The 23,927-nt window shown below is 44.2% G+C and carries 18 protein-coding genes; all 18 read left to right on the top strand.

The features are described from left to right. The first annotated feature begins 58 nt into the window (after positions 1-58). The 18 genes from clpB to BLV86_RS05110 all read left to right on the top strand — a co-directional run bounded on the left by clpB (position 59) and on the right by BLV86_RS05110 (position 23,853). A complete protein-coding gene (gene clpB, locus BLV86_RS05195) occupies positions 59-2,653 on the top strand; it encodes an ATP-dependent chaperone ClpB (RefSeq protein ID WP_090815381.1) in 2,595 nt (864 codons plus the stop codon). Positions 2,654-2,838: 185 nt separating this feature from the next. Next, positions 2,839-3,456: a hypothetical protein gene (locus BLV86_RS05190; protein ID WP_139297881.1), complete on the top strand. Its 618-nt coding sequence runs from the start codon at positions 2,839-2,841 to the stop codon at positions 3,454-3,456. Between the two features lie 30 nt (positions 3,457-3,486). Next, complete coding sequence (locus BLV86_RS05185) at positions 3,487-3,786, top strand: STAS domain-containing protein (RefSeq protein WP_031551964.1); 300 nt, start codon at positions 3,487-3,489, stop codon at positions 3,784-3,786. A 49-nt stretch (positions 3,787-3,835) separates the two neighbouring features. Further along, complete coding sequence (locus tag BLV86_RS05180; protein WP_090815377.1) at positions 3,836-4,648, top strand: hypothetical protein; 813 nt, start codon at positions 3,836-3,838, stop codon at positions 4,646-4,648. Positions 4,649-4,740: 92 nt separating this feature from the next. Further along, a complete protein-coding gene (locus BLV86_RS05175) occupies positions 4,741-6,204 on the top strand; it encodes an ABC transporter ATP-binding protein (RefSeq protein WP_081828124.1) in 1,464 nt (487 codons plus the stop codon). After that, positions 6,201-9,902 carry a glycosyltransferase gene (locus tag BLV86_RS05170; RefSeq protein ID WP_090815375.1) on the top strand — a complete coding sequence of 1,234 codons (3,702 nt, stop codon included), beginning with the start codon at positions 6,201-6,203 and terminating at the stop codon, positions 9,900-9,902. The genes BLV86_RS05175 and BLV86_RS05170 overlap by 4 nt, the downstream gene beginning before the upstream one ends. A gap of 77 nt (positions 9,903-9,979) precedes the next feature. Further along, positions 9,980-10,789: a glycosyltransferase family 2 protein gene (locus BLV86_RS05165; RefSeq protein WP_031551974.1), complete on the top strand. Its 810-nt coding sequence runs from the start codon at positions 9,980-9,982 to the stop codon at positions 10,787-10,789. Next, on the top strand, positions 10,767-12,512 hold the full coding sequence (locus tag BLV86_RS05160; protein ID WP_139297880.1) for a hypothetical protein: 1,746 nt from the start codon (positions 10,767-10,769) through the stop codon (positions 12,510-12,512). Before BLV86_RS05165 ends, BLV86_RS05160 begins: the two co-directional genes overlap by 23 nt. Then, positions 12,493-14,046: a hypothetical protein gene (locus tag BLV86_RS05155; RefSeq protein WP_049962376.1), complete on the top strand. Its 1,554-nt coding sequence runs from the start codon at positions 12,493-12,495 to the stop codon at positions 14,044-14,046. The genes BLV86_RS05160 and BLV86_RS05155 overlap by 20 nt, the downstream gene beginning before the upstream one ends. A 3-nt stretch (positions 14,047-14,049) precedes the next feature. Further along, positions 14,050-14,820, top strand: coding sequence for a glucose-1-phosphate cytidylyltransferase (gene rfbF / locus BLV86_RS05150; protein ID WP_031551983.1), 771 nt, complete (start codon positions 14,050-14,052; stop codon positions 14,818-14,820). A 7-nt stretch (positions 14,821-14,827) separates the two neighbouring features. Further along, a complete protein-coding gene (rfbG, locus tag BLV86_RS05145) occupies positions 14,828-15,919 on the top strand; it encodes a CDP-glucose 4,6-dehydratase (protein ID WP_090815371.1) in 1,092 nt (363 codons plus the stop codon). Between the two features lie 149 nt (positions 15,920-16,068). Continuing rightward, positions 16,069-17,406: a lipopolysaccharide biosynthesis protein RfbH gene (gene rfbH / locus BLV86_RS05140; RefSeq protein ID WP_090815369.1), complete on the top strand. Its 1,338-nt coding sequence runs from the start codon at positions 16,069-16,071 to the stop codon at positions 17,404-17,406. A gap of 86 nt (positions 17,407-17,492) precedes the next feature. Beyond that, complete coding sequence (locus BLV86_RS05135; protein WP_090815367.1) at positions 17,493-18,374, top strand: LicD family protein; 882 nt, start codon at positions 17,493-17,495, stop codon at positions 18,372-18,374. Further along, complete coding sequence (locus BLV86_RS05130) at positions 18,371-19,303, top strand: glycosyltransferase family 2 protein (protein WP_090815365.1); 933 nt, start codon at positions 18,371-18,373, stop codon at positions 19,301-19,303. Before BLV86_RS05135 ends, BLV86_RS05130 begins: the two co-directional genes overlap by 4 nt. 111 nt (positions 19,304-19,414) lie before the next feature. Continuing rightward, entirely contained in the window at positions 19,415-20,566 is a 1,152-nt protein-coding gene (locus BLV86_RS05125; RefSeq protein WP_090815363.1) for a galactose ABC transporter substrate-binding protein, read from the top strand. 188 nt (positions 20,567-20,754) lie between these two features. Further along, the gene (locus BLV86_RS05120) at positions 20,755-22,263 is read left to right on the top strand and encodes a sugar ABC transporter ATP-binding protein (protein ID WP_090815361.1); all 1,509 of its coding nucleotides are present in this window, start codon (positions 20,755-20,757) and stop codon (positions 22,261-22,263) included. A 29-nt stretch (positions 22,264-22,292) separates the two neighbouring features. Beyond that, positions 22,293-23,297, top strand: coding sequence for an ABC transporter permease subunit (locus BLV86_RS05115; RefSeq protein ID WP_031552003.1), 1,005 nt, complete (start codon positions 22,293-22,295; stop codon positions 23,295-23,297). Positions 23,298-23,469: 172 nt separating this feature from the next. Next, positions 23,470-23,853, top strand: coding sequence for a hypothetical protein (locus tag BLV86_RS05110; RefSeq protein ID WP_090815360.1), 384 nt, complete (start codon positions 23,470-23,472; stop codon positions 23,851-23,853). Positions 23,854-23,927: the final 74 nt, after the last annotated feature.

The following is a 23,927-nucleotide window of genomic DNA, read 5'->3' as shown; positions in this document are numbered from 1 at the left end:
TTTCTCATGAATTTAAAAAGTAATAGCAAACCGAAAGGTTTATATAGAGGAGGAGATTATGAATATTAACAAGTTTACCCAGAAATCAGTTGAAGTAATAAATAAGTGTCAGGATATCATTACCGAATACGGAAACCAGTATGTGGAGCAGATACATCTTCTGTACAGCCTCATAACTATTGATGAGAGCCTCATCGCCCAGCTTCTGAAAAAGATGGGAGTTTCCATCGATAGTTTCAAAGCATCTCTTGAAACCGAGATATCAAAGCTTCCAAAGGTATCGGGAGGAAGCGGTCAGATGTATATGTCACAGGCTGCCAATCTCGCCCTTACAAGAGCTGAAGACCATATGAAGTCCATGGGAGACGATTATGTTTCGGTAGAGCACATTTTCTTATCCATAATGAAGGAAGCGGATCCTACGGTTAAGAAGCTCCTTAAGGAATATGGCATCACAAAGGATAAGTTCTTAAAGGCCCTTTCGGAAGTAAGAGGAAATCAGAGAGTGACCACAGACAATCCGGAGAGCACCTATGATACCTTAAATAAATACGGTTATGAAATGGTCCAGAGTGCAAAGGATCAGAAGCTTGACCCCATAATCGGACGAGATGAAGAGATCAGAAACATTATCCGTATCCTCAGCAGAAAGACCAAGAACAATCCGGTTCTCATCGGTGAGCCCGGTGTAGGTAAAACTGCCGTTGTTGAAGGTCTCGCCCAGAGGATAGCTGCCGGAGAAGTACCTGAAAGTCTTAAGGATAAGAAGATATTTGCCCTTAACATGGGATCCCTTGTGGCAGGTGCAAAGTACAGAGGCGAGTTTGAGGAGAGATTGAAGGCTGTTCTGGATGAGGTTAAGAAATCCGACGGACAGATACTCATGTTCATCGATGAGCTTCACACCATAGTAGGAGCCGGAAAGACCGATGGTGCCATGGACGCCGGAAACCTCCTGAAGCCTATGCTTGCAAGAGGTGAGCTCCACTGTATCGGTGCCACAACCCTTAATGAGTATCATAAATATATTGAAAAGGATGCAGCCCTCGAGAGACGTTTCCAGCCTGTAATGATAGACGAGCCGACTGTAGAGGATACTATCTATATTTTAAGAGGTATCCAGGACAGCTATGAAAGATATCATGGAGTATCAATTACGGACAATGCCCTGGTGGCGGCAGCAATGCTTTCCGACAGATATATCTCCGACAGATTCCTTCCGGATAAAGCCATCGACCTTGTGGATGAAGCCTGCTCCATGGTAAAGACCCAGATGGAGTCAATGCCTGAAGAAATGGCTGCCATGAAGAGCCATATCACCCAGCTTAAGATGGAACAAAGCTCACTTAAAAAGGAAGATGACAAGCTTTCAAAGGAAAGAGTTCAGGAGATAGAAAAAGAACTTGCCGAACTCCAGGAAGAATTTGATGCAAAATCTGCCCAGTGGGAAAATGAGAAAAACTCCGTCGGAAACCTCCAGCAGCTCCGTGAAAAGAGAGATCAGATACGTAAAGAAATCGAAAAGCTTATGCAGGCAGGCAATTATGAAAAAGCCTCAATGCTTAAGTATCAGGATCTGGCACAGGTTGAAAAACAGCTTTCAGATGCAGAGAACAGCGTTCACAATGAGGACAAGGCTCTCCTTCAGGAAACAGTAACTGAAGAAGAAATCGGAAAGATCGTAAGCCGCTGGACAGGAATCCCTGTATCAAAGCTTAATGAATCCGAAAGAAGCAAAGTGCTTCACCTTGATGATGAGATCCATAAGAGACTTGTCGGTCAGGATGAAGCCGTTGAAAAAGTAGTAGAAGCCATCCAGCGTTCAAAGGCCGGAATAAAGGATCCGGGAAGACCCATAGGCTCCTTCCTATTTATGGGACCTACAGGCGTAGGTAAGACAGAGCTTGCGAAAGCATTGGCCCAGAACCTCTTTGACGACGAAAATGCCATGGTTCGAATCGATATGTCCGAATACATGGAGAAATATTCCGTTTCACGACTTATCGGCGCAGCCCCCGGCTATATAGGCTATGAAGAAGGCGGCCAGCTCACGGAAGCCGTACGCCGTAAGCCCTACTCTGTAGTGCTCTTCGACGAGATAGAAAAGGCACACCCCGATGTCTTCAACATCCTTCTCCAGGTTCTGGATGACGGACGTATCACAGACAGCCAGGGCAAGACCGTTGACTTCAAAAACACCATAATCATACTTACAAGCAACCTCGGTGCCCAGTACCTTCTCGATGGCATAGACAGTAACGGAAACATCACAGAAGCTGCCAGAAAGAACGTAAACGACGAACTCCGTAGAGCCTTCCGCCCCGAATTCCTGAACCGTCTCGACGAGATCATAATGTTTAAACCTCTCAGCAAGGACAACATCGGCCTCATCACAGACCTCATGATAAAGTCCATCAACAAGAGACTCGAAGACAGACAGATCTCCATCGAGCTTACCGACGCAGCCAAGGAATACGTCGCAGACTACGGCTACGAACCCCAGTTCGGTGCCCGTCCTCTCCGCCGTTTCATCCAGAAAAACGTCGAAACCCTTGTAGCCCGCGCCATCCTCGAAGACCAAGTCCGTGAAGGCGATACCATTGTAATTGACCAGCACCTCGGCAAACTTTCTACAGAAATAAAGCACTCTTAAATAAAACACTTCTACCCCCAAAAGCTATCGGATTTCCTATGGAAATCCGATAGCCTTTTTTTAAATCTATACGGTAGCTCTGCCCGTCCTCCTACCGAATTGTATGATAAAGTTAAAAAATTTTTGAGACATCCCGCCTCTTAGGGTGTAAAATAGAGGAAGTATGAATGAAAGGAGATCGTGGCATGAAGAAAATGAGTCAAATCAGAATCAGCGGCGGAGATGAAGGCACCGAAGAAGCATTGGACGCAGTTGATAAATACATCAGAAGCAGTGCACTGGAAAACAAGAAAGCCCTCCACTTACGACTTATATGTGAAGAGACCTTGGGAATGGTGCGTGCCATGACCGGAGACTTTGAAGCCCTGTTCTGGATAGAAGAAGAAAATGGAGAATTCAAGGTAAGGCTACAGGCCGATACCATCATGGACAAAGAAAAAAAGGAAGCATTGCTTTCAGTTTCTACAAAACATGAAAATGCATCAGCCAAAGGCTTCATGGGAAAAATCAGTGATATAATCCAGAATGGCCTTCTGAGTTTTGATGAAAGCGCAAAGCTTCAGCAGGAGTACGGCGTAGGATATGATTTTATGACCATGGGACTTATGGGAGAATATCCTGCAGCAGGAGTTCCCATGATGTGGTCACTTGAGAACTATCGTGGAACACTTCAGGATTCAGAAAGTGAAGAAAAAGACGAAGAAGTAGACGAACTGGAAAAGTCTATAGTTGCAAGTCTCGCAAAAGATGTTATAGTCGGTGTAAAGAATGATCATGTAGATCTGACTATCGTATGTAAATAAAAAATAATAAATAGAAAAGGAAGAAAAACTATGTTTAATATCACAAAGAAAAAAGAAGATAACAAATTAGATCTTGTACTTGAGGGACGTCTTGATACAACAACAGCACCTCAGCTTGAGCAGGAGATCAATGCAGAGATCGATGGCGTAACAGAGCTTACATTTGACTTTGCAGCTCTTGAGTATATCTCCAGTGCGGGACTCCGTGTACTTCTTTCCGCTCAGAAGAAGATGAACAAGCAGGGAAAGATGGTTATAAGAAACGTATCTGAAGAAATCGATGAGATATTCAATGTAACAGGTTTTTCAGATATCCTCACTATTGAATAAATCCGGTGATATACTCAGCAAACAATACAGAGTATTTCAGGAGATAAAAATGAAGCTTAATATAATAAGAAACACCTGCCTGGCGGTTGTGGCCCTTTCACTTTCAATGAGTATGACAGGTCTTTCCGACTGGCAATATACCTTGTATGGACCGATTGCAGTCTGGACCAATACAACAAGCGGAGAACAGACTACAGTTTATGCCGGACAGCCTGCTCCTGACGGAACACCTGCCCCGGAACTTACACTGACAGCTCCGGTAGTAACAAAAACAGATACTGCTTCAGCCATAGCGGCAGCCAACGCAGCTGCAGATGCAGCAAAGGCAGCAAGAGGCGGCAATGTTACAAATGTGACTACAGATGCGGACCGTGCAGCTGAAAGCGCAGCAGCCAATGCCAACATGAACACCAATATGGTAGCTGTAATAGACCGTACCTATACTAAGGGTAATGCAAGCAGTCAGACAAACAGTGAGCTCCCTATGATACAGACTTCGGATCAGACCGCAGCAAACTCCTCAGGAATATCTGACGGAACCTATGTTGGCCCCGGAAACAGTGTTACAGCAAAGATTTCCGGAACTCAGGGTATCCAGACCGGAACCTACAGTTACAAAGTCAGTGATGGACATCTGGTAACCAATGCAGATAGTCCCGAAGTAGGAAAATCTCTTTCGACCGGAAACACAGCAGCTGCAACAACCACAAACACAACAACCGGAAATACAGCTGCAGCCACAACCCAGAACACATCTTCCTCCGCACCTGTAACCAATAACAGTTCAGCGGTAGGATACAACGGAACATTGCCATCCACCGGCAGCAATAATATAGCTACATACCAGACACCCGGAGCGTGATTAATAGTAACAGTTCAGCGGTGTGGTAAAATATGAAGAAATATGCTATTATATTCTCCAAATGCGCACCAGCGCATCTGGAGAATTTTTTTATGGCAGATAATGAAATAAAAAATACAAGCAAAAATGCCGGTGATAATGAAACCCCTGGGGACAGCGGCTTCGTCATAGACGTAAAAGATGTGACAAAGATCTACAGACTCTACGATAAGCCCATAGACAGACTCAAAGAAGCAGTCAGCCTGACCCATAAGAATTATCATCGTGATTTTTATGCTCTTAATCATATAAATTTCAAAGTCGGTAAGGGTGAGTCCGTGGGTATCATCGGAACAAACGGTTCCGGTAAATCCACCATCCTTAAGATAATAACCGGAGTCCTTACTCCGTCTGATGGAGAGGTGAACATAAAGGGTATAATATGTGCCCTTCTTGAACTTGGCGCCGGATTCAATCCTGATTATACCGGAATAGAGAATGTCTACATGAACGGAACCATGATGGGTTTCACAAAGGAGCAGATGGATGAAAAGCTTCAGGAAATCCTGGACTTCGCAGACATTGGAGATTTCGTGAACCAGCCTGTGAAAAGCTATTCCAGCGGTATGTTCGTAAGACTCGCCTTCGCAATGTACGTGGCCATGGATCCCGAGATACTCATCGTGGATGAGGCTCTTTCGGTAGGAGATGTCTTCTTCCAGGCCAAATGTTATCACCGCATGGATGAACTCCGCAGAAACGGAACCACCATTCTGATGGTTACTCATGATCTCGGATCTGTAATGAAATACTGTGACAGAGTTGTCCTTATAAATAAAGGAGAAAAGATCGCTGAGGGAAAACCGGGAGAGATGGTTGATCTTTATAAAAAAATCCTTGCCGGAAGATTTACCGAAGAGGATAAAAAGAATATCGAGAAGAAGCGGGATGCTGATGCAGCCGTTTCCTTTATAGATGGGCAGGATTTCGGCGTTGACAGCATTGGCGCAGCCGCCATGAAGGATAGAGAAGGATCATCCGGACCGGAAAATGATAACGGGCCGGAATATGACAATCCTGACAGTGGTCACCTGATGCAGGACGAGCTTAATCTGAATCCTAATCTTCAGCATTATGGTGACGGAAGGGCGTCTATTTATGATCTCGGTATACTGGATCAAAGAGGAAAGGTTACAAACGTCATAGTTAAGGGAGAAACCTTCTCCATAAAGGAAAAGATACGTTTCAATGCACCTTTGGAAGCTCCGATTTTTACATTCACAATAAAAGATAAAAGAGGCGCGGATCTTACAGGCACCAATACAATGATCGAGGAGTGCGGCATTGAACCCGTTAAGGAAGGCGATGAATATGTCTGCACCTTCACACAACGTATGACGCTGCAGGGGGGAGAGTACCTTCTCAGTATGTCCTGCACAGGTTTTGAGCAGGGAGAGCACGTGGTCTATGACAGAAAATATGATGTAGCATCTATCACAGTGCTCTCAAACAAAAACACAGTCGGTGTTTACGACATGGAGTCGAAGGTGACTCTGGAAAGGCATAACAGACAATGAGTTTCACACATCATAAGACCAATTTGATAGAGTGGTTCTATTTTGATGATATGACCACAGGCATGGAAAGAGATGCCTCAGTTCTGGTACTGGGAGACAAAGAGTATACTGCTCCCTTCATAGAACTACTTCAAAAGAGAGTCCGTAATGTTTCCAGAAGACTTGATGAGACAGCATATGATTACATTATCATCCCGGTTCTCACAAGAAGAGTGCTTAAGATATTTAAGGGTGATCTCGAAGGCATGTTTAAGTCCCTCTCCGGCACCTGGCTTAAAGAGGGTGGCTGCATCCTGCTTGGTATAGAGAATGCCCTGGACATTGATCGTCTCGCTTCGGGAGAAAAAGAGGGAGACACCGTCTATATGCGCTGGTCAGAGGTGAAGGCTCTTCGCGAAAAGCTTAAGGAGAAAGAGCCTGAGTCAAAGGAATGGATGTATTATCCTGTTCCTGAATTAAAGATGCCTCTTAATTTTTATACGGATGAACGTTTACCGGGACCTTCTGATGAAACAGAGAAGATAGGCCTTCTGGTAAAGGAAAACGAATTTCAGGAGTTTGCACCGTCATACTTCTTCATTTTCCAGCCTAAGGGATCACACAAAAGTCGTGCAAAGGACTACAGAAAGTACCGTCCCGTTTATATTAAGTACAACTCAAGCCGCAAGCCGGAGTATGCCATAAAGACAGTTATATATAAAGACAGCAGAGACATTAAGCATGTGGCAAAGTCAGGTATCACTCCTGAGGCTAATGCTCACATCGATTCTCTTACAGCCAAGGCTAAGGAGCAGCGTGAGGTTAATCCTACACTGGATGTGCTTAAGGCTGAGGAAACAAGTCATGCTTTGGGAGATTTCCAGCGTTTAAGCTACCAGATTTATCCCTATCTTGAAGGAAAGAATCTCGGAAGACTCCTTGCGGATCTCATAAAAGACGGAGTTGCTCCGGTAAAGGAGCTTGTGGAATCCGTTGATATGGTTATAGGCAAGAGAGACGGTGAGATAAAACCGGCAAATCTCGACTGCCTCTTTGATAATGTTATCATGGTTAACGGTAAGCCCACCCTCATAGACTGCGAGTGGGTACTGACCGAGGCTGTGGATGTAAGATTTTTACAGTTCAGAATACTTTATTACTGGTATCTTTCCTACAGAAGTGAGCTCAGTTATGATGATCTTTTTGGATTTATGCGTAACTTTGGATTCACTACTCCGGAGTGTAATGAGCTTCTTGACAAGGAGCAGGAATTCCAGGTTTATGTCCACGGAGACGGTCAGGACAGCAATATCAATGCTTATTACGAGAATAAGGTGACTGTCCACAGATTTAATGAGCTTAAGGGAAGACTTGCGGTAGCAGAAAATGATCTCATAGTTCTCGGTCAGAGAAACGAAGAGAATAAGATCGCTCTCAAAAAGGAGCGTGAGGTTAACAGACTTACTGCTGTTCATGTGGCGAACCTTACAAAGGTCATCGAGACCCATGAGAGAGACATTGACACTCTCATAAAAGAGCGTGAATACTATAGACTTCGTATGGGAATCAGGGGTAAGCTGTCTCAAAAGATAAGCAATGCCTATAACAGAAGATTCCCGGAGGGCTCCCGCAAACGTAAGGTGCTTTACTATATTGGTCAGAGCTTCAGACACCCGGTGAAAACATTACCCCTGTTCTTCACTGCTGAGGGCAAGAACCGTATAAGAGGTGACTTCAATATAGGATCTGCCTACAGTGAGTACGGAAAGGTAAGCTTTGAAAAAACAGATAAGCCTCTGGTAAGCATCGTTATACCCTGCTACAACCAGATAAACTATACCTATCAGTGCCTCATAAGCATCAAGGAAAACACTGATTTTGAGAAGACTCCTTACGAGGTCATCATAGCGGATGACGTGTCAACGGATGCCACAAGAGAGATCGGTTTTTATGCAGATAACCTGGTTATCGCAAGAAACCGTGAGAATATGGGCTTCCTTAAGAACTGTAACCAGGCAGCTGAGATTGCCAAAGGTAAGTACATTTTCTTCCTTAACAATGATACCAAGGTTAATGCAGGCTGGCTTGATTCTTTGGTTTCGCTTATAGAAAGCGATGATTCCATCGGTATGGTGGGTTCAAAGCTGGTTTATCCCGACGGACGTCTCCAGGAGGCCGGCGGCATCATCTGGTCAGACGGCTCAGGCTGGAATTACGGAAGACTCCAGGATCCGGAGGAGCCGGAATACAATTACGTAAAGGAAGTTGACTACATTTCAGGTGCAGCCATCATGATCCGTACCGATCTCTGGAAGGAAATCGGCGGATTCGATGAGAGATTCGCTCCGGCATATTATGAGGATACGGACCTTGCCTTTGAAGTACGTAAGCATGGAAAGAAGGTTGTGTTCCAGCCGAAATCCGTTATCACTCACTTTGAGGGAATATCCAACGGAACGGATACCCAGGATACTTCGGGACTTAAGCATTATCAGGTGGTTAATCAGGAGAAGTTTAAGGAGAAGTGGGCTGAGGAACTGAAATCACAGTCCGTTAATGACGGAAATCCCAATCCTTTTGCGGCCCGGGAGCGTGGACAGAACAGCAAGTATATCCTTGTGGTGGATCACTATGTGCCCACATGGGATAAGGATGCGGGATCCAAGCTTGACTATCAGTATATGAAGCTGTTCAAGAGCGTTGGCTACAAGGTTAAATTCCTTGGAGATAATTTCGCTCATGAGGAACCTTACACTTCAGAGCTTCAGCAGATGGGCATCGAGGTTCTGTATGGAAATACCATGCAGGCCGGCATCTGGGAGTGGATAGATAAGAATAAGAAGTTTATTAATATCGCATATCTCAACAGACCTCATATAGCAACGAAGTACATTGACTATTTCCGCGATAACACCGATGTAAAGGTTATCTACTTCGGTCACGACCTTCATTCTCTTCGTCTCATGAGAGAGTATGAGCTTAATCATGACGAGAAGACTAAAGAGGATGCAGAGTACTGGCACAACATCGAGTATGGTGTTATGCGTAAGGCTGACGCAAGCTACTTCCCGTCAGAAGTGGAAGCAGAAATCGTGCGTAAAGAGGATCCTACGATTAACGTCAAAGGCATTACCGCCTATGTATATGATGAGCCGGCGGTGCTGGATGAGGATTACGCAAACAAGCAGGGACTTCTGTTTGTGGGTGGTTTCGGACATCCGCCAAACAAGGATGGTCTCCTCTGGTTTGCCAACGAGATCCTTCCAAAGATAAGAGCCCGCATTCCGGATATAGTGCTTAATGTTGCCGGCTCCAAGGCTGATGAAGAGGTGCTTGCTCTTAACAACCGTCCGGATATCAATGTTCTCGGCTTTGTTACCATCGAAGAGCTGGATGAGCTTTACCGCAGGAACAGAGTTGTAGTTGTACCTCTCCGTTTCGGTGCAGGTGTAAAGGGCAAGGTGGTGGAAGCACTCCATGCCGGTGCAGCCGTGGTAACTACCTCCTGCGGAGCTGAGGGAATACCGGAAGCTTCAACCGCTCTCCATATTCAGGATACGGAAGAGGGCTTTGCCGAAGATGTTATAAACCTTTATAACAACACCTATGATATTGAGAATATGTCCAGGAGGGCAGTACAGTTCATAGAGGATTTCTACTCTCCTGAGGGAGCATGGAACAAGATCCGTGATGATTTTGAATCAGACTACAGGAAGTGAGATTTTTTAATCCGTTAAGACGAGCATTTGGATGATGGATTTCCGGATAAATCCGGTTTTTGGGGAGGATACAGAGTGTGAAAAAGTATAAGCATTGCTTTGCGGTAGCCGCATACGGGGAATCCGAATATCTTCCATATCTTCTTAATTCTCTGAAAAACCAGAGTATGGAGAGTAAGGTTATCATCTGTACCTCTACACCCAATAAATTCATCACTGAATGCAGTGCCCGGTTCGGGTATCCGGTATATGTGAGAAACGGAAAACACGGACTTAAGGAAGATTGGAATTTTGCATATGAAGAGGGGAGCCGGCTGGCTCCTCTCGTAACCATAGCTCATCAGGATGATCTGTATTTTCCGGATTATACCAAAGCGCTTTTAAATGCCTATAGTGTGTTTCCGGATATGTCTCTTTTCTGCTGCCGTTACGATACCATCGACGGAGAGGGAAATACTATCCCCGGAACTTCAGAGCGGGTAAAGAGGTTACTCAGATGGCGCTTAAGGGATCATAGCAAAGCCCATAAGACCGGAGTAAAGCTGTCGGCATTAAAATACGGAAACGGCATAGGCTGCCCAACATGCACCTACAATGTTTCCTACTGCCCTGCGCCTCTCTTCAGAAACGATTATAAGTTTGCCATAGACTGGGAAACTCTGGTAAGACTTGCGAAAGAGCCCGGAAGATTCATAGTTATCGAGAAATCCCTTATGGCTTATCGCATCCATCCGGGAGCTGAGACCATGCGTAATATCGAGAACCATAACCGTGAGCTGGAGGAAGAGGAGATGTTCAGAAAGCTGCATCCTGCACCTATAGCCGCATTACTCATGCATTTCTATAAGAAAGCATACGGAGCATATGAAAATAAAAAAGATAACTAAACAACAGGTGCAAATGGTGCTTCCTGCACTTTTTGCACTTATTTTAATTGGTTTGTTTATAAATCGAAAAATCCAGATAAGAGGACTTTACGGAGATGATCTTTATCTATGGTCCTATTATGGGGAGGAAAATTTCTGGGAGTTTACCTTCCCCATGAAAACAAAGGGTAATTTCAGACCTTTTTACTGGGCTCTCAGTTACCTTGAGTTTGTTATCGTGGGCCGGCATGTAAACTACTATGCCCTGTTCAATACAGTGATAAATATAGCTGTCTCCTTTCTTATATATTTCTTTTCTCTGGGATTTACAAAAACCTTTAAACTTAAAGGAAAGGAAATGCTTGCGGGACAGATTGTTTCATTTTTTACCGCAGCCATGTATCTCGGATCACATTTTGCGGGATACCAGATAGGACAGGTTCTGGGACTTCTGGAAACCATGGCTCTTAGTCTGGCGATTTCAGTGCTTTACCTTCTTTATAAGTTTTCGGAAGTTGGACAGAGTATTTACTACAATTTGGCCTGCCTTTGCTACTTTCTTGTGTTGTTTACCCATGAGAGATTTCTGGCATTGTTTCCGCTGTTTTATCTTTCTCTTATTCTAACAGGATTAAAAGGCAGGAGCAGGGAAACGGTTTCGGATGTTAACCTCCGTGATAAGTATCAGATTGAAAAAGATCAAAAGCTACGGAGATCCGGTTTAGATCAAAGAAGAATAAGTGACTATGTTCTGAAGGCAGCCATTCCTCTTCTCGAAGTAATTTTTTTCTTCGGAATCAGGCGGATCATCGCCGGTCAGGCAATGCCGGTGGGTACGGCAGGAACAAAGGTTTCAGAAACCTTTGAACTCAGTCAGGCATTTATGTATGCCCTGCAGCAGGTTCAGTACATCTTTGGAGTTAATGCAGGAGAATCCTATCTCTCCGGAATAAACTGGAGTGAAACACCTTTATGGGTTCACACCCTTGTTTATTTAAGCTGGATCGTGCTTTTCGCCATGATGATTTACTTCATAAAGGAAAGCCTTAAAACCAAAGAACCACTCTATGATATTTTACAAAACCTGTTGTTCATAAGCTTTATAGCCCTATGCATTGGCTGCAGCTCCATAACCGTAAGACTTGAGATACGGTGGATTTATGTAAGCTACACAGCCGCGCTTCTCTATGTTTGTTATATGTTCGGGAAGCTAGCAGAGGCAAAAACCGCGAAATCAGGCCATTCTCAGGCAGTGGACAACCCGGAAACCCATGTGGACAACCGTTCCCGCCGGAGAAAAACTGCGGATTTTTCATCTAAAGGTGTTATATGTTTTGCGGTAATGTTTATCCTCTACTGTTGTCTCATGATCCCGGTGGAGCAGCTTTACAGAAGTAATTTCAGAAACATTTTTTTCTTTACTGAGCTTGACAGAGTTAACTCTCTTGCAGATCAGACCATAGGAAAATATCAGGATTTTCTGGGAGTACGACAGACCTATATTTTTTACAATAAATATGGTATGACAGATTTCTACGGGGAGTATTTCTATAAACCCTATGATCCGGAGAAAACCGGTCAGGGATCTGAAGTACATTTTATCAATGATGTGTCGGAGCTTCCGGAGTATGCAGCCTATGAAAATTCCGTAATACTTCTTGAAAGCACCGATCAAAGGGAATATATAGATATAACAGATCAGATATTCGGAAAGGCAGATTGGGATGCCGTCAAAGAAAAGTGATAGCATAAAATCAAATAAGGATTCAGAGAGAAAAGCCCTTAACTACCACGAGGCTGTAAATGAAGCAAGGATACAAAGCCCCGGCTATAAGGTCTGGCAGAGCATAGTTTTGATTCTTCCGTTTTCAGGGGCAATGTTTCTTTTATGGTACATTAAGGGAGCATCTCTTGATGTGGTGTATTCGGATTATATAAGGCTCATAAACAGCTATCTTCCGGATACCCTGGCAAAGGAAAGCTTCCTGGTGCCGGATGTACTGACCCGTATACCGGTAACCTACCTGATAAGATGGATCAATGTCACGTTTTTTTCCTATTCTGTTAACTTTGACAGACTTCTTGGGGTATTGGGAGTGCTTATCATGATGTTTACGGTAAGCCTCTACATAAACAGAATGCATTTCAATGTATTTTCTGTTATTGCACTTATGGCTGTGGGATTCAGTCTTAACAAGTGGGAGCTTCTCCTGAATGGTTCAGGCTACCCTCACTTCCTTAGCTACGGACTCTTCTTTTATAACTATTACATTCTTGAGAGAGTGTTCACAGGCACAAAAAAGAGATACGATGATGTGCTTCTGACTGTGCTTCCATATATAGCACTTTTGACAGCCGGGCCCTACATAGTACAGTACTGCGCAGCCCTTATTGCGTCAGCCCTTTATATGCTGGTGATAAAAAACCGGAATGTGGACAGAAGCCGCATCCCTATATATGTGATAACCACAGCCATACCGGTGATAATGTTTCTGTGGAGCAATTCCATGGCAAGATATGAATACGCAGGAGCCGCTGATGTGACACTTATGGAAGTGCTGACAAAGCAGACCGGGTTCACGGTTCACTTTATACTTAACGGTTTTGCATCTGAATTGCTGTCCGGCTCATGTCTTGAGTCAATGCTTGGGCTCGGAGTCATAGGCTACAGTGATATATATCTCACAGGAGCAATTGTGGTTGCAACTTATCTTTTGGCATTTATACTGTTCTTCAGGAAAGGCATTTACAAAAAAACAGTCTTTCCGCTTATACTTATGGTCAGCGGACTCAGCAGCCATGCACTGGTATTTTTATCGAGATATATTTTTCTTACAGAAATTTACGCATGGCAGAGCAGATATTCACTCCAGTATATGCCGGGAGTTCTGGGACTCATAATGATCTATGGCCTGCTTTTTACTGACTGGTATGAAAGATATCTGGTGTACAGGCATAAAGAGAAAAGACTGGAGCCGGAAAGCAGAAAGAGACGGAGAAGCAATCCGGGAGTTCTTTCACTTGTGTGCCTGTTTTTTGCATTGGCAATCCCGGTTTCTTTTATCGCAGGAACTCTGGTTACCGGCAGGTTAGAGATGAGCAATATGCCCTATCGGAAGATATACTTTGAATCCATAAGGGAAGCTGCATTAAATGTTGATGATTATACGGATGATGAACTTAATGCAATTTTTGAGTATAATCATGGTGCCAATAAGGTCAGACACGCTATATCCGTTCTTCAGGATAACAAGCTTAATGTCTTCAGGGAAGGATAGAAAATGAAAGTATTAATCTTAGCAGGTGGATTCGGAACACGTATTTCAGAGGAATCACATTTAAAGCCAAAGCCCATGATAGAGATAGGCGAGATGCCCATACTCTGGCATATCATGAAATACTATTCAAGCTACGGCTACAATGATTTCATCATACTGGCGGGCTATAAGCAGTATGTTATAAAGGAGTTTTTTGCGAATTACTTCCTTCATAATTCAGATGTCACCTTTGATCTCAGCAATAACAGTATGGAAGTACATAACAATATGAATGAGCCCTGGAAGGTGACTATAGTTGATACGGGACTCAATACCATGACCGGAGGACGTATCAAGAGAGTACAGAAGTATGTGGGGGATGAGCCTTTCATGCTGACCTATGGTGACGGAGTGTCCGATGTAGACATTAGCGCTCTTGAAAAGTTCCACAGAAGCCACGGAAAGATCGCAACCATTACTACAGTATCTCTCGCCCAGCAGAAGGGCGTTCTTGATATCGATGACAACAACAAGATCAGATCCTTCAGGGAAAAGCAGAATGAGGACGGCGCCATCATTAACGGAGGCTTTATGGTATTTGATCCAAAGGTCTTTGATTATCTGACCGGTGACAAATGCGTCCTTGAACGGGAGCCAATGCATAAGCTTGCGGCAGATGGTGAGCTTATGAGTTTCTATCACCCGGGTTTCTGGCAGTGTATGGATACACAGAGAGAAAAGAAGCTCCTTGAGACTCTTTGGGAAGAGAATAGGGCTCCATGGAAGAGATGGTGATAAATAAATGTCAAAATTCACAGAACTAAAGAAATACTACAACAGAAAAAGAGTGCTGGTTACAGGTCATACCGGTTTCAAAGGCAGCTGGCTGTCCCTGATGCTGAAAATGCTTGGTGCAGAGGTCTATGGCTATGCATTGGAACCTCCTACTGAACCCTCCCTTTTCAGTATACTCGGTCTCGAAAAGGAGATGACCTCAGAGATCGGAGATATCAGGGATTTTCAGCATTTAAGCTCCTTTTTTGAAAAGGTGAAACCTCAAGTGGTTCTTCACCTTGCAGCCCAGCCCATAGTGAGAACTTCCTATGAGATACCGAGAGAAACCTATGAGATAAATGTTATGGGCACCGTCAATATCCTTGAGTGTGTCAGAAAAAGCCGTGAGTATGGTGATGACAGAGTGAAGACATTCCTGAATGTCACCACCGATAAGGTTTATGAAAACAGCGACCTCATGGACCATCCTTTTAAGGAAGAAGAAAAGCTTGATGGTTATGATCCCTACAGTAACTCAAAGTCCTGTTCCGAGCTTGTGACCCACAGCTATACAAAGTCATTTTTCAGTGGTGAGGATTCGGTTACCCCGATTTCCACAGCCCGTGCTGGTAATGTTATCGGCGGAGGTGATTTTGCCAGAGACCGTATAATCCCTGACTGCGTAAGGGATACAGTTTCGGGAAAAAGCATTCATGTGAGAAACCCTTACAGTACGAGACCTTATCAGCATGTTTTGGAGCCCCTTTATGTATATCTTCTTATCGCCATGAGACAGGCTGAGGATCCGGAGGTTTCCGATTGTTATAATGTCGGCCCCGATGAGTCGGATGCCATCACAACCGGAGATCTGGCGGATAAATTTGTGGCCTCCTGGGGTGAGGGCGCAAAGTGGCATACGGAAGCAGAGGCTGACGCTCCCCATGAAGCATCATTCCTGATGCTTGATACCGGGAAGATCAAGAAGGCCCTGGGATGGACACCTGTCTGGCATGTGGATGAAGCTGTCCGGGAAACCGTTAAGTGGTACCGGGCATGGAATGACAAAGAGGACATGCTTAAATATACTGAAGAGCAAATAAAGGATTTTCTGGCGGATTAATAAAATTATTAACATGACTTATGATTTCAGAGAATGTGCCATATGATATTGCATTATCTATGATTGTATGAAAAGAGAAAAGCCGGAAATGAGCTACACGAATATAAAGCCTGAATCAGGCAAATGTATCATTTAGAAAGAGAATTACTATGGAAAAAACAGAGCAGCAGGCAAGACAGGAGATACTTGATCTTGTTTCCGAATATGCAAAAAAATATAAAGTACCGGCAAAGCCCTATGAAGAGGGAGACCGTATACCTTACGCAAGCCGGGTTTATGATGATAAAGAAATGGTGAATCTTGTGGACAGTGCTTTAGAGTTCTGGCTCACAGCGGGAAGATTCACGGATAAGTTTGAGCATGATTTCGGAAAGTACCTGGGCGTTAAGTATGTGAGTCTCGTGAACTCCGGTTCCAGCGCCAATCTTCTTGCCTTCAGTACATTAACAAGTCCTCTTCTTAAGGAGAGACAGGTGAGACGCGGAGATGAGGTTATCACAGTTGCGGCGGGATTCCCCACAACCGTAACGCCTATAATCCAGTACGGTGCAGTGCCTGTTTTTGTGGACGTGACATTACCCACCTGTGACATAGATGTGACAAAGCTTGAGGAAGCTTTAAGTGATAAAACAAAGGCGGTTATGATCGCCCACACTTTAGGTAATCCTTTCAATCTTAAGGCCGTAAAGGAATTTTGCGATAAACACGGTCTCTGGCTTGTGGAGGATAACTGCGATGCCCTGGGCTCCACCTACACAATTGACGGTGAAACAAAGCTTACAGGTACCATCGGCGATATCGGAACCTCCAGCTTCTATCCTCCTCACCATATGACCATGGGGGAGGGCGGTGCCTGCTACACCAACAACCCTCTGCTTCATCGTATCATGAGAAGCATCAGAGACTGGGGAAGAGACTGCTGGTGCGCGCCGGGAAAGGACAATACCTGCGGCCATCGTTTCGACGGGCAGTACGGCGAGCTTCCTAAAGGCTATGACCATAAGTATGTATACTCTCATTTCGGATATAACCTGAAGGCAACAGATATGCAGGCTGCCGTGGGAGTTGCGCAGCTTGAAAAGTTCCCGGGATTTGTTGAGAAGAGAAAGCATAATTTTACTTATCTTAAGGATCTTCTCATAAAGGGAGGAGCTGAAGAAAAGCTCATTCTTCCTGAGGCAGAGCCGGATTCTGATCCAAGCTGGTTCGGTTTCCTTATGACCTGTAAGGAAGGTGTTGAAAGAGAGCAGGTTGTAAGATACGTGGAGGACCACGGGGTTCAGACCAGAATGCTTTTTGCGGGAAATCTCATAAAACATCCATGCTTTGATGAAATGAGAAAAACCGGAGAAGGATTCCGTGTTGTGGGAAACCTTGAAATAACAGACCGGATCATGAAGGATACCTTCTGGGTAGGCCTTTATCCCGGCATGACTGACGAAAAGCTCAGCTACATGGCAAAAATCCTGCTGGAAGCATTAAGATAAAGTTTGAAAGTAAAGCTTCTTACTTTATTGGTGAGTCAGGTGCGGGTCCGGATAAATCCGGTTTATGTCTGACCCAGGGAGTAATAATGGAAAACACTAGTAAAAATACTGACTTTGAATTTGACCTCGAAAAAATCCATAAGGCCAATCTTGAAATACTAAAAGCCGTAAGAGAAATCTGCATAAGACATAACATTACATATCTTATTGATTCCGGTACTCTTCTCGGGGCCGTGAGACACCGTGGTTTCATTCCCTGGGATGATGATGTGGATCTCTGCTTCAGACGTGAAGAGTTTGAAAAGTTTAAGGTGATAGCCAATCTTGAGCTTCCGGGAAATATGGAACTGGTAATGCCGGATGACTATCGGGATGGAGAAGCCTTTTACGACTTTGTTCCGAGAGTTATATATAAGAATTCCCGCAGGCACTCAGAGGATGATGCGGATATGGAGTTCTACGAAGGAAAGCTTAATCACCTGTGGGTGGATCTTTTCATTATCGACAGACTGCCTAAGGGAAAGCTTTCTTCCAGGCTTATGCGTTTAAAGCAACAGATATTTTTCGGTATGGGTATGGCCCACAGGAGAAAGCTGGACTGGTCCAAATACAAAGGCCTCCAGAAGCTGGAGGTTTCGGTACTTGTAGGACTTGGGAGACTCATTCCCATGAAGACCATCTTTAAGTGGCAGGATAACAGCGCAAAAAAGTACACTGAGCTTTATAAAACAGATAATAATGTTTCCGCCGGAAAATCCTTTTTCTCAAACTACCAGCCTGATTTTCAGTACTGTGTGGTTGATGACAGCTGGGAAGAACCGATATCCTTTGAGTTTGAAGGTGAAAGATTCACAGGTCCCAGGGAGTGGGACAAGGTTCTCAAAATGCTTTATGGAGATTATATGAAGCTTCCGCCCGTTGAGAAGCGTCAGCCCTCCCACAGCGGAAGAGAGTTGGAGATACAATGAAACTGCTTAGCATCGTCGTTTCCGCCTACAATGAAGAGGCAGGAGTAAATGAATTTTACAGAGTCACAAAGGAATATGGGGAGAAGCTTCGTGAAAAAGGATGGAACTACGAGTTTATATTTGTGAATGACGGCTCAATGGACAGAACAGGCGAGATTCTTTCGGAACTGGCTGATACTGACAAAGAGCACATTAAGCTCATAAGCTTTTCCAGAAATTTCGGTCATGAAGCAGCGATGATAGCAGGTCTTGACTATGCATCAGGAGACGGACTGGTGTTTATGGATGCGGATCTTCAGCATCCGCCTGAGTATCTTTTGCCCATTACAGAGGCTTTTGATGAGGGATACCAGGTTATCTCAATGGTAAGAACCAGCAATGAAACTGCGGGAATTATCAAGAAGATAACCTCCGGAGGATTTTACTGGCTTATCAACAAGCTTTCCGATATCTATCTTGAACCAAATGCTTCGGATTTCTTTGCCATCACAAGTACAGTCCAGAAGGTACTTATGAAAAACTATCGCGAGAAGGTAAGATTCCTTCGGGGCTATGTTCAGAATGTTGGATTCAGAAAAACCACTATAGAGTATAAGGCAGCTCCGAGAATTGCCGGAAAGAGTCATTATTCCATAAAAAAACTCTTTACCTTTGCCATGAATACCATCATGTGCTTTTCCAATGTTCCGCTTAAACTCGGCATCTTCGCAGGCTTAAGCAGCGGATTCCTGGGGTTTATACTTCTTATCTATACACTGTGCACCCATGACGGGGCACCCTCGGGATATGCCACTATAGTTGTGCTTTTATGCTTTATGTTTGCGGTACTTTTTATAGTTATCGGTATCATCGGAGAGTATATTGCAGTGCTTTTTGAGGAGCTTAAAGACAGACCTTTATACATTATCGAAGATAAGAAGAATTTCTAAGATTTAAAGAAGAATAATCTATTCTTTCGTGAGATTGCCTTTGTTATTATTTATACAACGAAACGCGGGGACACCGCAAAACAAAACAAAATCTAGGAGGATTGGATTATTATGAAGAAAGCACTTAGCTTACTTACAGTATCAGCAATGGCAGTATCAATGCTTACAGGTTGTGGATCATCTAACACAACTGCTACAACAGCAGCTCCTGCAGCAACAGAGGCAGCCGCAACAGAGGCAGCCGCAACAGAGGCAGCAGCTCCTGCAGAGACAACAGCAGCTACAGAAGCAGCCGCAGCAGCAACAGAGGCAGCTGCAGCAACCGGTGATGTTGATCTTTCAGATAAGAAGGTTGGCGTATGTATCTATCAGTTCTCTGATAACTTCATGACACTTTTCAGAAACGAATTACAGTCATATCTCGAGTCACTCGGATTCAAGGCTGAGAATATCTCTATCGTAGATGGTGCTAATGACCAGGCTACTCAGACAAACCAGATCCAGAACTTCATCACATCAGGTGTAGACGTTCTCATCATCAACCCTGTTAACTCTTCATCAGCAGCTACAATCACAGATATGGTAACTGAGGCTAACATTCCTCTCGTTTACATCAACCGTGAGCCGGATGCTCAGGAAGAGGAGAGATGGAAGGCAGATAACATGAACGTAACATACGTTGGATGTGATGCACGTCAGTCAGGTACAATGCAGGGTGAGATCGTATTAGACCTTGAGAACAAGGGCGATATCAACGGCGACGGCAAGGTTTCTTACATCATGATCGAGGGTGACCCTGAGAACGTTGATGCTCAGTACAGAACAGAGTTCTCAGTTAAGGCTCTTACAGATGCAGGCGTTGAGGTTGAGTGTCTCGATGATCAGGTAGGTAACTGGGATCAGGCTCAGGCACAGTCACTTGTAGCTAACTCTCTTGCACAGCATGGCAAGGATATCGAAGTTGTATTCTGTAACAACGATGCTATGGCTCTTGGTGCTCTTCAGGCTATCGAGGCAGCAGGCGAGACAGTCGGAACAGATGTATATCTTCTTGGTGTAGATGCTCTTCAGGAGGCTTGCGACAACGTTAAGTCCGGAAAGCAGACAGGTACAGTATTTAACGATCACATCTCACAGTCTCACTCAGCAGCAGATGCAGCTGTTAAGTATCTCACAGGTGAGGGCAATGACCACTACATCGGATGCGATTACGTTAAGGTTACAACCGCTAATGTAGATGACATCCTTGCATCTCTTGGCTAATTCATAAGGAATCAGACAAATTAAATCAGAAACATCAAAAGAGTGCGGGTGCGACATCGCACCTGTACTCTTTCTTTAACATCAGATTAGGTGTATAATAAAGGTTTTGTTTTGACCGATGCACCTGGGCAGTGAATGGGAGAAGATTCTCCATCCTGCACGATAAAGAAAATTTACTGGAGGACAAAATGGCGGAGTATAAACTGGAACTTAGAGGAGTATCTAAGTCATTTCCGGGTGTAAAAGCGCTGGATAAAGTCAATCTTGCTGTTCGTCCGGGTTCGGTTCTCGCTCTCATGGGTGAAAACGGTGCCGGAAAGTCCACACTTATGAAGTGTCTTTTCGGAATTTACCATATGGACGAAGGCGAGATATATCTGGATGGAAAGAAAGTAGTTATCGATAACCCTGATGAGGCCGCAAAGCATGGTATAGCCATGGTGCATCAGGAGCTTCAGCCCATCCCGGCCAGAAGCATCGGTGAAAACATGTATCTGGGACGTTTCCCGTTAAAAGAGTATGGTCCCATCAAGATGATAGACCATAAGACAATGTACGACGAGACAGAGAAATGGTTGAAGGAACTTGGTCTTGAATATAATCCAAGGGCTCTTTTAAGCACCCTGTCCATCGGACAGATGCAGCTGGTTGAGATCGCAAAGGCGGTTTCCCATGAAGCCAAGGTTATCATTTTCGATGAGCCAACATCTTCACTTTCCGATAATGAGGTAGACTTCCTCTTCAAGATCATGAACCAGCTTCGTGAAAGAGGCGTTGCCATGATCTATATCTCCCATAAGATGGATGAGATCAAGAGGATAGCGGATGATATCCAGGTAATGAGAGACGGAACCTACGTAGGTACATGGCCTGCAGCAGAGCTTTCAACAGAGGATATCATTTCAAAGATGGTAGGACGTGAGCTTACCCAGATTTATCCTGAGCATGATCACGAGATAGGCGAGGTTATCCTTGAGGCAGAGCACTTAACCTCCATACATGAAAAATCCTTCAAAGATTGCTCCTTCAATATACGTAAGGGAGAAATCCTTGGATTCGGAGGACTTGTAGGAGCCCAGAGAACAGAGCTTATGGAAGGTCTCTTCGGAATCAGACATCTGGCAGAGGGAACCATAAAGATCCATGGAAAAGAAGTGAAGATAACAAAGTCAAAGGACGCCATGGATGCAAAGCTTGGAATGATCACGGAAGATCGTCGTGGAAACGGTATTTTCGGATGTCTTTCAATCAAAGATAACGTAGGCATCTCAATCTACAACAAGCACTTAAAGAGTGGTTTTGTTCTCGACCATCCGACAATTAACAAGATAGTTGATGATAGCATCACACAGCTTTCTATAAAAACACCAAGCATGAACCAGCACATCGCTAACCTTTCAGGTGGAAACCAGCAGAAGGTTATCGTTTCAAGATGGCTTGCCAACGATCCTGACATCCTTATCATGGATGAGCCTACAAGAGGTATCGATATCGGAGCCAAGCATGAGATTTATGAAATCATGGAGAATCTTGCAAAGCAGGGTAAGGCCATCATCATGATCTCCTCCGAGATGCCTGAGCTGCTTGGTATGGCGGATCGGGTTTATGTTATGTGTAACGGAAAAATCACAGGAGAGATAGATCAGAGAGAAGAAATGACACAGGAAAATGTCATGAGATTTGCAACACAGTTCTGATCGATTAAAGATTTAAAGGGGAAAGAAAAATGCAAAAGACACAGAAACAGAAAATCGTAGATTTTCTTATCAATAACGGTGTTATCATCGTAATGTTCATCCTCGTTATTTATACAGGACTTACAACCAATAACTTCCTGACAAAAAATAACTTCATGAACCTTCTTGCCAATATGTCATACAGACTGGTTATCGCTCTCGGTATCTCAGGTGCAGTTATCACCGGCGGATGCGATCTCTCCGGTGGACGTATGGTTGGATTTGGTGCCTGTATCGCAGGTACACTTTTACAGAAGGTAGAGTACGGCGGACGTTTCTTCAAGGAAGGCTTCATGGCAAGCATCACACCGCTTAACCCGTTTGTGGTTCTTATCCTTGTAATGATCATCTGCGGATGCTTTGGTGCCGTAACCGGATGGTTTATAGCATTCCTTCATGTTCCTCCATTCATTTCAACACTTGCAATGATGGAGATCATCTATGGTCTTGGTCTTATCTATACAGGAGCTACACCTCTCGGCGGATATATCGAAGGATATACAAACTTCGCTAAGCCCGGTCTCCTTGGTATCAACTGGCTGGTTTGGATGGCACTTGCAATGGCCGGAATCACCTGGTTCATTTACAACATGACCCGTCACGGAAAGTACATGTATGCAATCGGCGGAAACAAGCAGGCAGCAGAGGTTGCCGGTGTTCCTGTAAAGCTTACAATGATTCTTATCTATGCCAAGGCATCAGCATTCTTCGCAATGGCAGGTTTCATGCTCGGAGCAAAGGCCGGCGGTGCTTCTATCAATACCGGTCTTTCATATGAGATGGAAGGTATCGCAGCCTGTGCACTTGGCGGTGTATCCGTAACCGGTGGACGTGGTAAGGTTTCATCCGCCATCATCGGTGTTGCCGTACTTGAGCTTTTGAAGGTTGCCCTCCAGTTCCTCGGAGTAGATGCAAACTCTCAGTACATCGCCATCGGTATCGTTATCTTCGTAGCTATTTCTCTCGATATCAGAAAGTACGTTCAGAAGAAGTAATTGAGCGAAATAATTCAATCGATTATAATGGGGTCTGTGGTTTTTCCACAGACCTCTTTTGATTACTGAAGAGATTCCAAAGGGAAGAGACTAAATTCCGAATAAGCGGCCAAATGGTCACTAGGCGTAGAAAACTCCTCCCCTCGATATAATAGGACTAAAGGAGAAAATAATGGGATTTTCAAATATTGCGTTTTCAAACATGGTGCTTCTTACAGAAACCCAGAGTCCCGTCACCGTGTTTTTTGCCCAGCATGGCATACAGGTAGTGCTTGCGGTAATGACGATTTACTATGCTGTGAAGCTTTTGGTTTTTAAGGATGTGGATTCCGTAAGACCAAAGGAGTGGAAGAAGCTTAAGGAAGAAAATGTTGAGCCCTATGCAAGGGAAGCGGGAATCCTTGCACTTGGATTCGCTGCCTGCCTTATTTTTATGGAGATAGTCTCCATGTATGATGGGTTCATGGCTTTGCTTTTTATGATACTTGCCGTTTCCCTGATGTTTTTCAGATTCAAGAAGATTGAAGAGAAGTACGGAGAAAAGAATCCAAAATAAAGAATCCAAAATAAGAAGCTTAGACAAACAGGATTTCATGAATAAAAGAAACAACTTTAGACGTAGCTATAAGG

It is taken from the genome of Oribacterium sp. KHPX15, assembly GCF_900107835.1.
GTDB lineage: Bacteria > Bacillota > Clostridia > Lachnospirales > Lachnospiraceae > Oribacterium.
The sequence above is the reverse complement of the archived record's forward strand: the minus strand, read 5'-3'. Positions and strand labels throughout refer to the sequence as shown.

Bases quoted from the DNA above. Each gene is read 5' to 3' on its own strand.
- clpB (WP_090815381.1), top strand. From the start codon at position 59: ATGAATATTAACAAGTTTACCCAGAAATCAGTTGAAGTAATAAATAAG.
- BLV86_RS05190 (WP_139297881.1), top strand. From the start codon at position 2,839: ATGAAGAAAATGAGTCAAATCAGAATCAGCGGCGGAGATGAAGGCACC.
- BLV86_RS05185 (WP_031551964.1), top strand. From the start codon at position 3,487: ATGTTTAATATCACAAAGAAAAAAGAAGATAACAAATTAGATCTTGTA.
- BLV86_RS05180 (WP_090815377.1), top strand. From the start codon at position 3,836: ATGAAGCTTAATATAATAAGAAACACCTGCCTGGCGGTTGTGGCCCTT.
- BLV86_RS05175 (WP_081828124.1), top strand. From the start codon at position 4,741: ATGGCAGATAATGAAATAAAAAATACAAGCAAAAATGCCGGTGATAAT.
- BLV86_RS05170 (WP_090815375.1), top strand. From the start codon at position 6,201: ATGAGTTTCACACATCATAAGACCAATTTGATAGAGTGGTTCTATTTT.
- BLV86_RS05160 (WP_139297880.1), top strand. From the start codon at position 10,767: ATGAAAATAAAAAAGATAACTAAACAACAGGTGCAAATGGTGCTTCCT.
- BLV86_RS05155 (WP_049962376.1), top strand. From the start codon at position 12,493: ATGCCGTCAAAGAAAAGTGATAGCATAAAATCAAATAAGGATTCAGAG.
- rfbF (WP_031551983.1), top strand. From the start codon at position 14,050: ATGAAAGTATTAATCTTAGCAGGTGGATTCGGAACACGTATTTCAGAG.
- rfbG (WP_090815371.1), top strand. From the start codon at position 14,828: ATGTCAAAATTCACAGAACTAAAGAAATACTACAACAGAAAAAGAGTG.
- rfbH (WP_090815369.1), top strand. From the start codon at position 16,069: ATGGAAAAAACAGAGCAGCAGGCAAGACAGGAGATACTTGATCTTGTT.
- BLV86_RS05135 (WP_090815367.1), top strand. From the start codon at position 17,493: ATGGAAAACACTAGTAAAAATACTGACTTTGAATTTGACCTCGAAAAA.
- BLV86_RS05130 (WP_090815365.1), top strand. From the start codon at position 18,371: ATGAAACTGCTTAGCATCGTCGTTTCCGCCTACAATGAAGAGGCAGGA.
- BLV86_RS05125 (WP_090815363.1), top strand. From the start codon at position 19,415: ATGAAGAAAGCACTTAGCTTACTTACAGTATCAGCAATGGCAGTATCA.
- BLV86_RS05120 (WP_090815361.1), top strand. From the start codon at position 20,755: ATGGCGGAGTATAAACTGGAACTTAGAGGAGTATCTAAGTCATTTCCG.
- BLV86_RS05115 (WP_031552003.1), top strand. From the start codon at position 22,293: ATGCAAAAGACACAGAAACAGAAAATCGTAGATTTTCTTATCAATAAC.
- BLV86_RS05110 (WP_090815360.1), top strand. From the start codon at position 23,470: ATGGGATTTTCAAATATTGCGTTTTCAAACATGGTGCTTCTTACAGAA.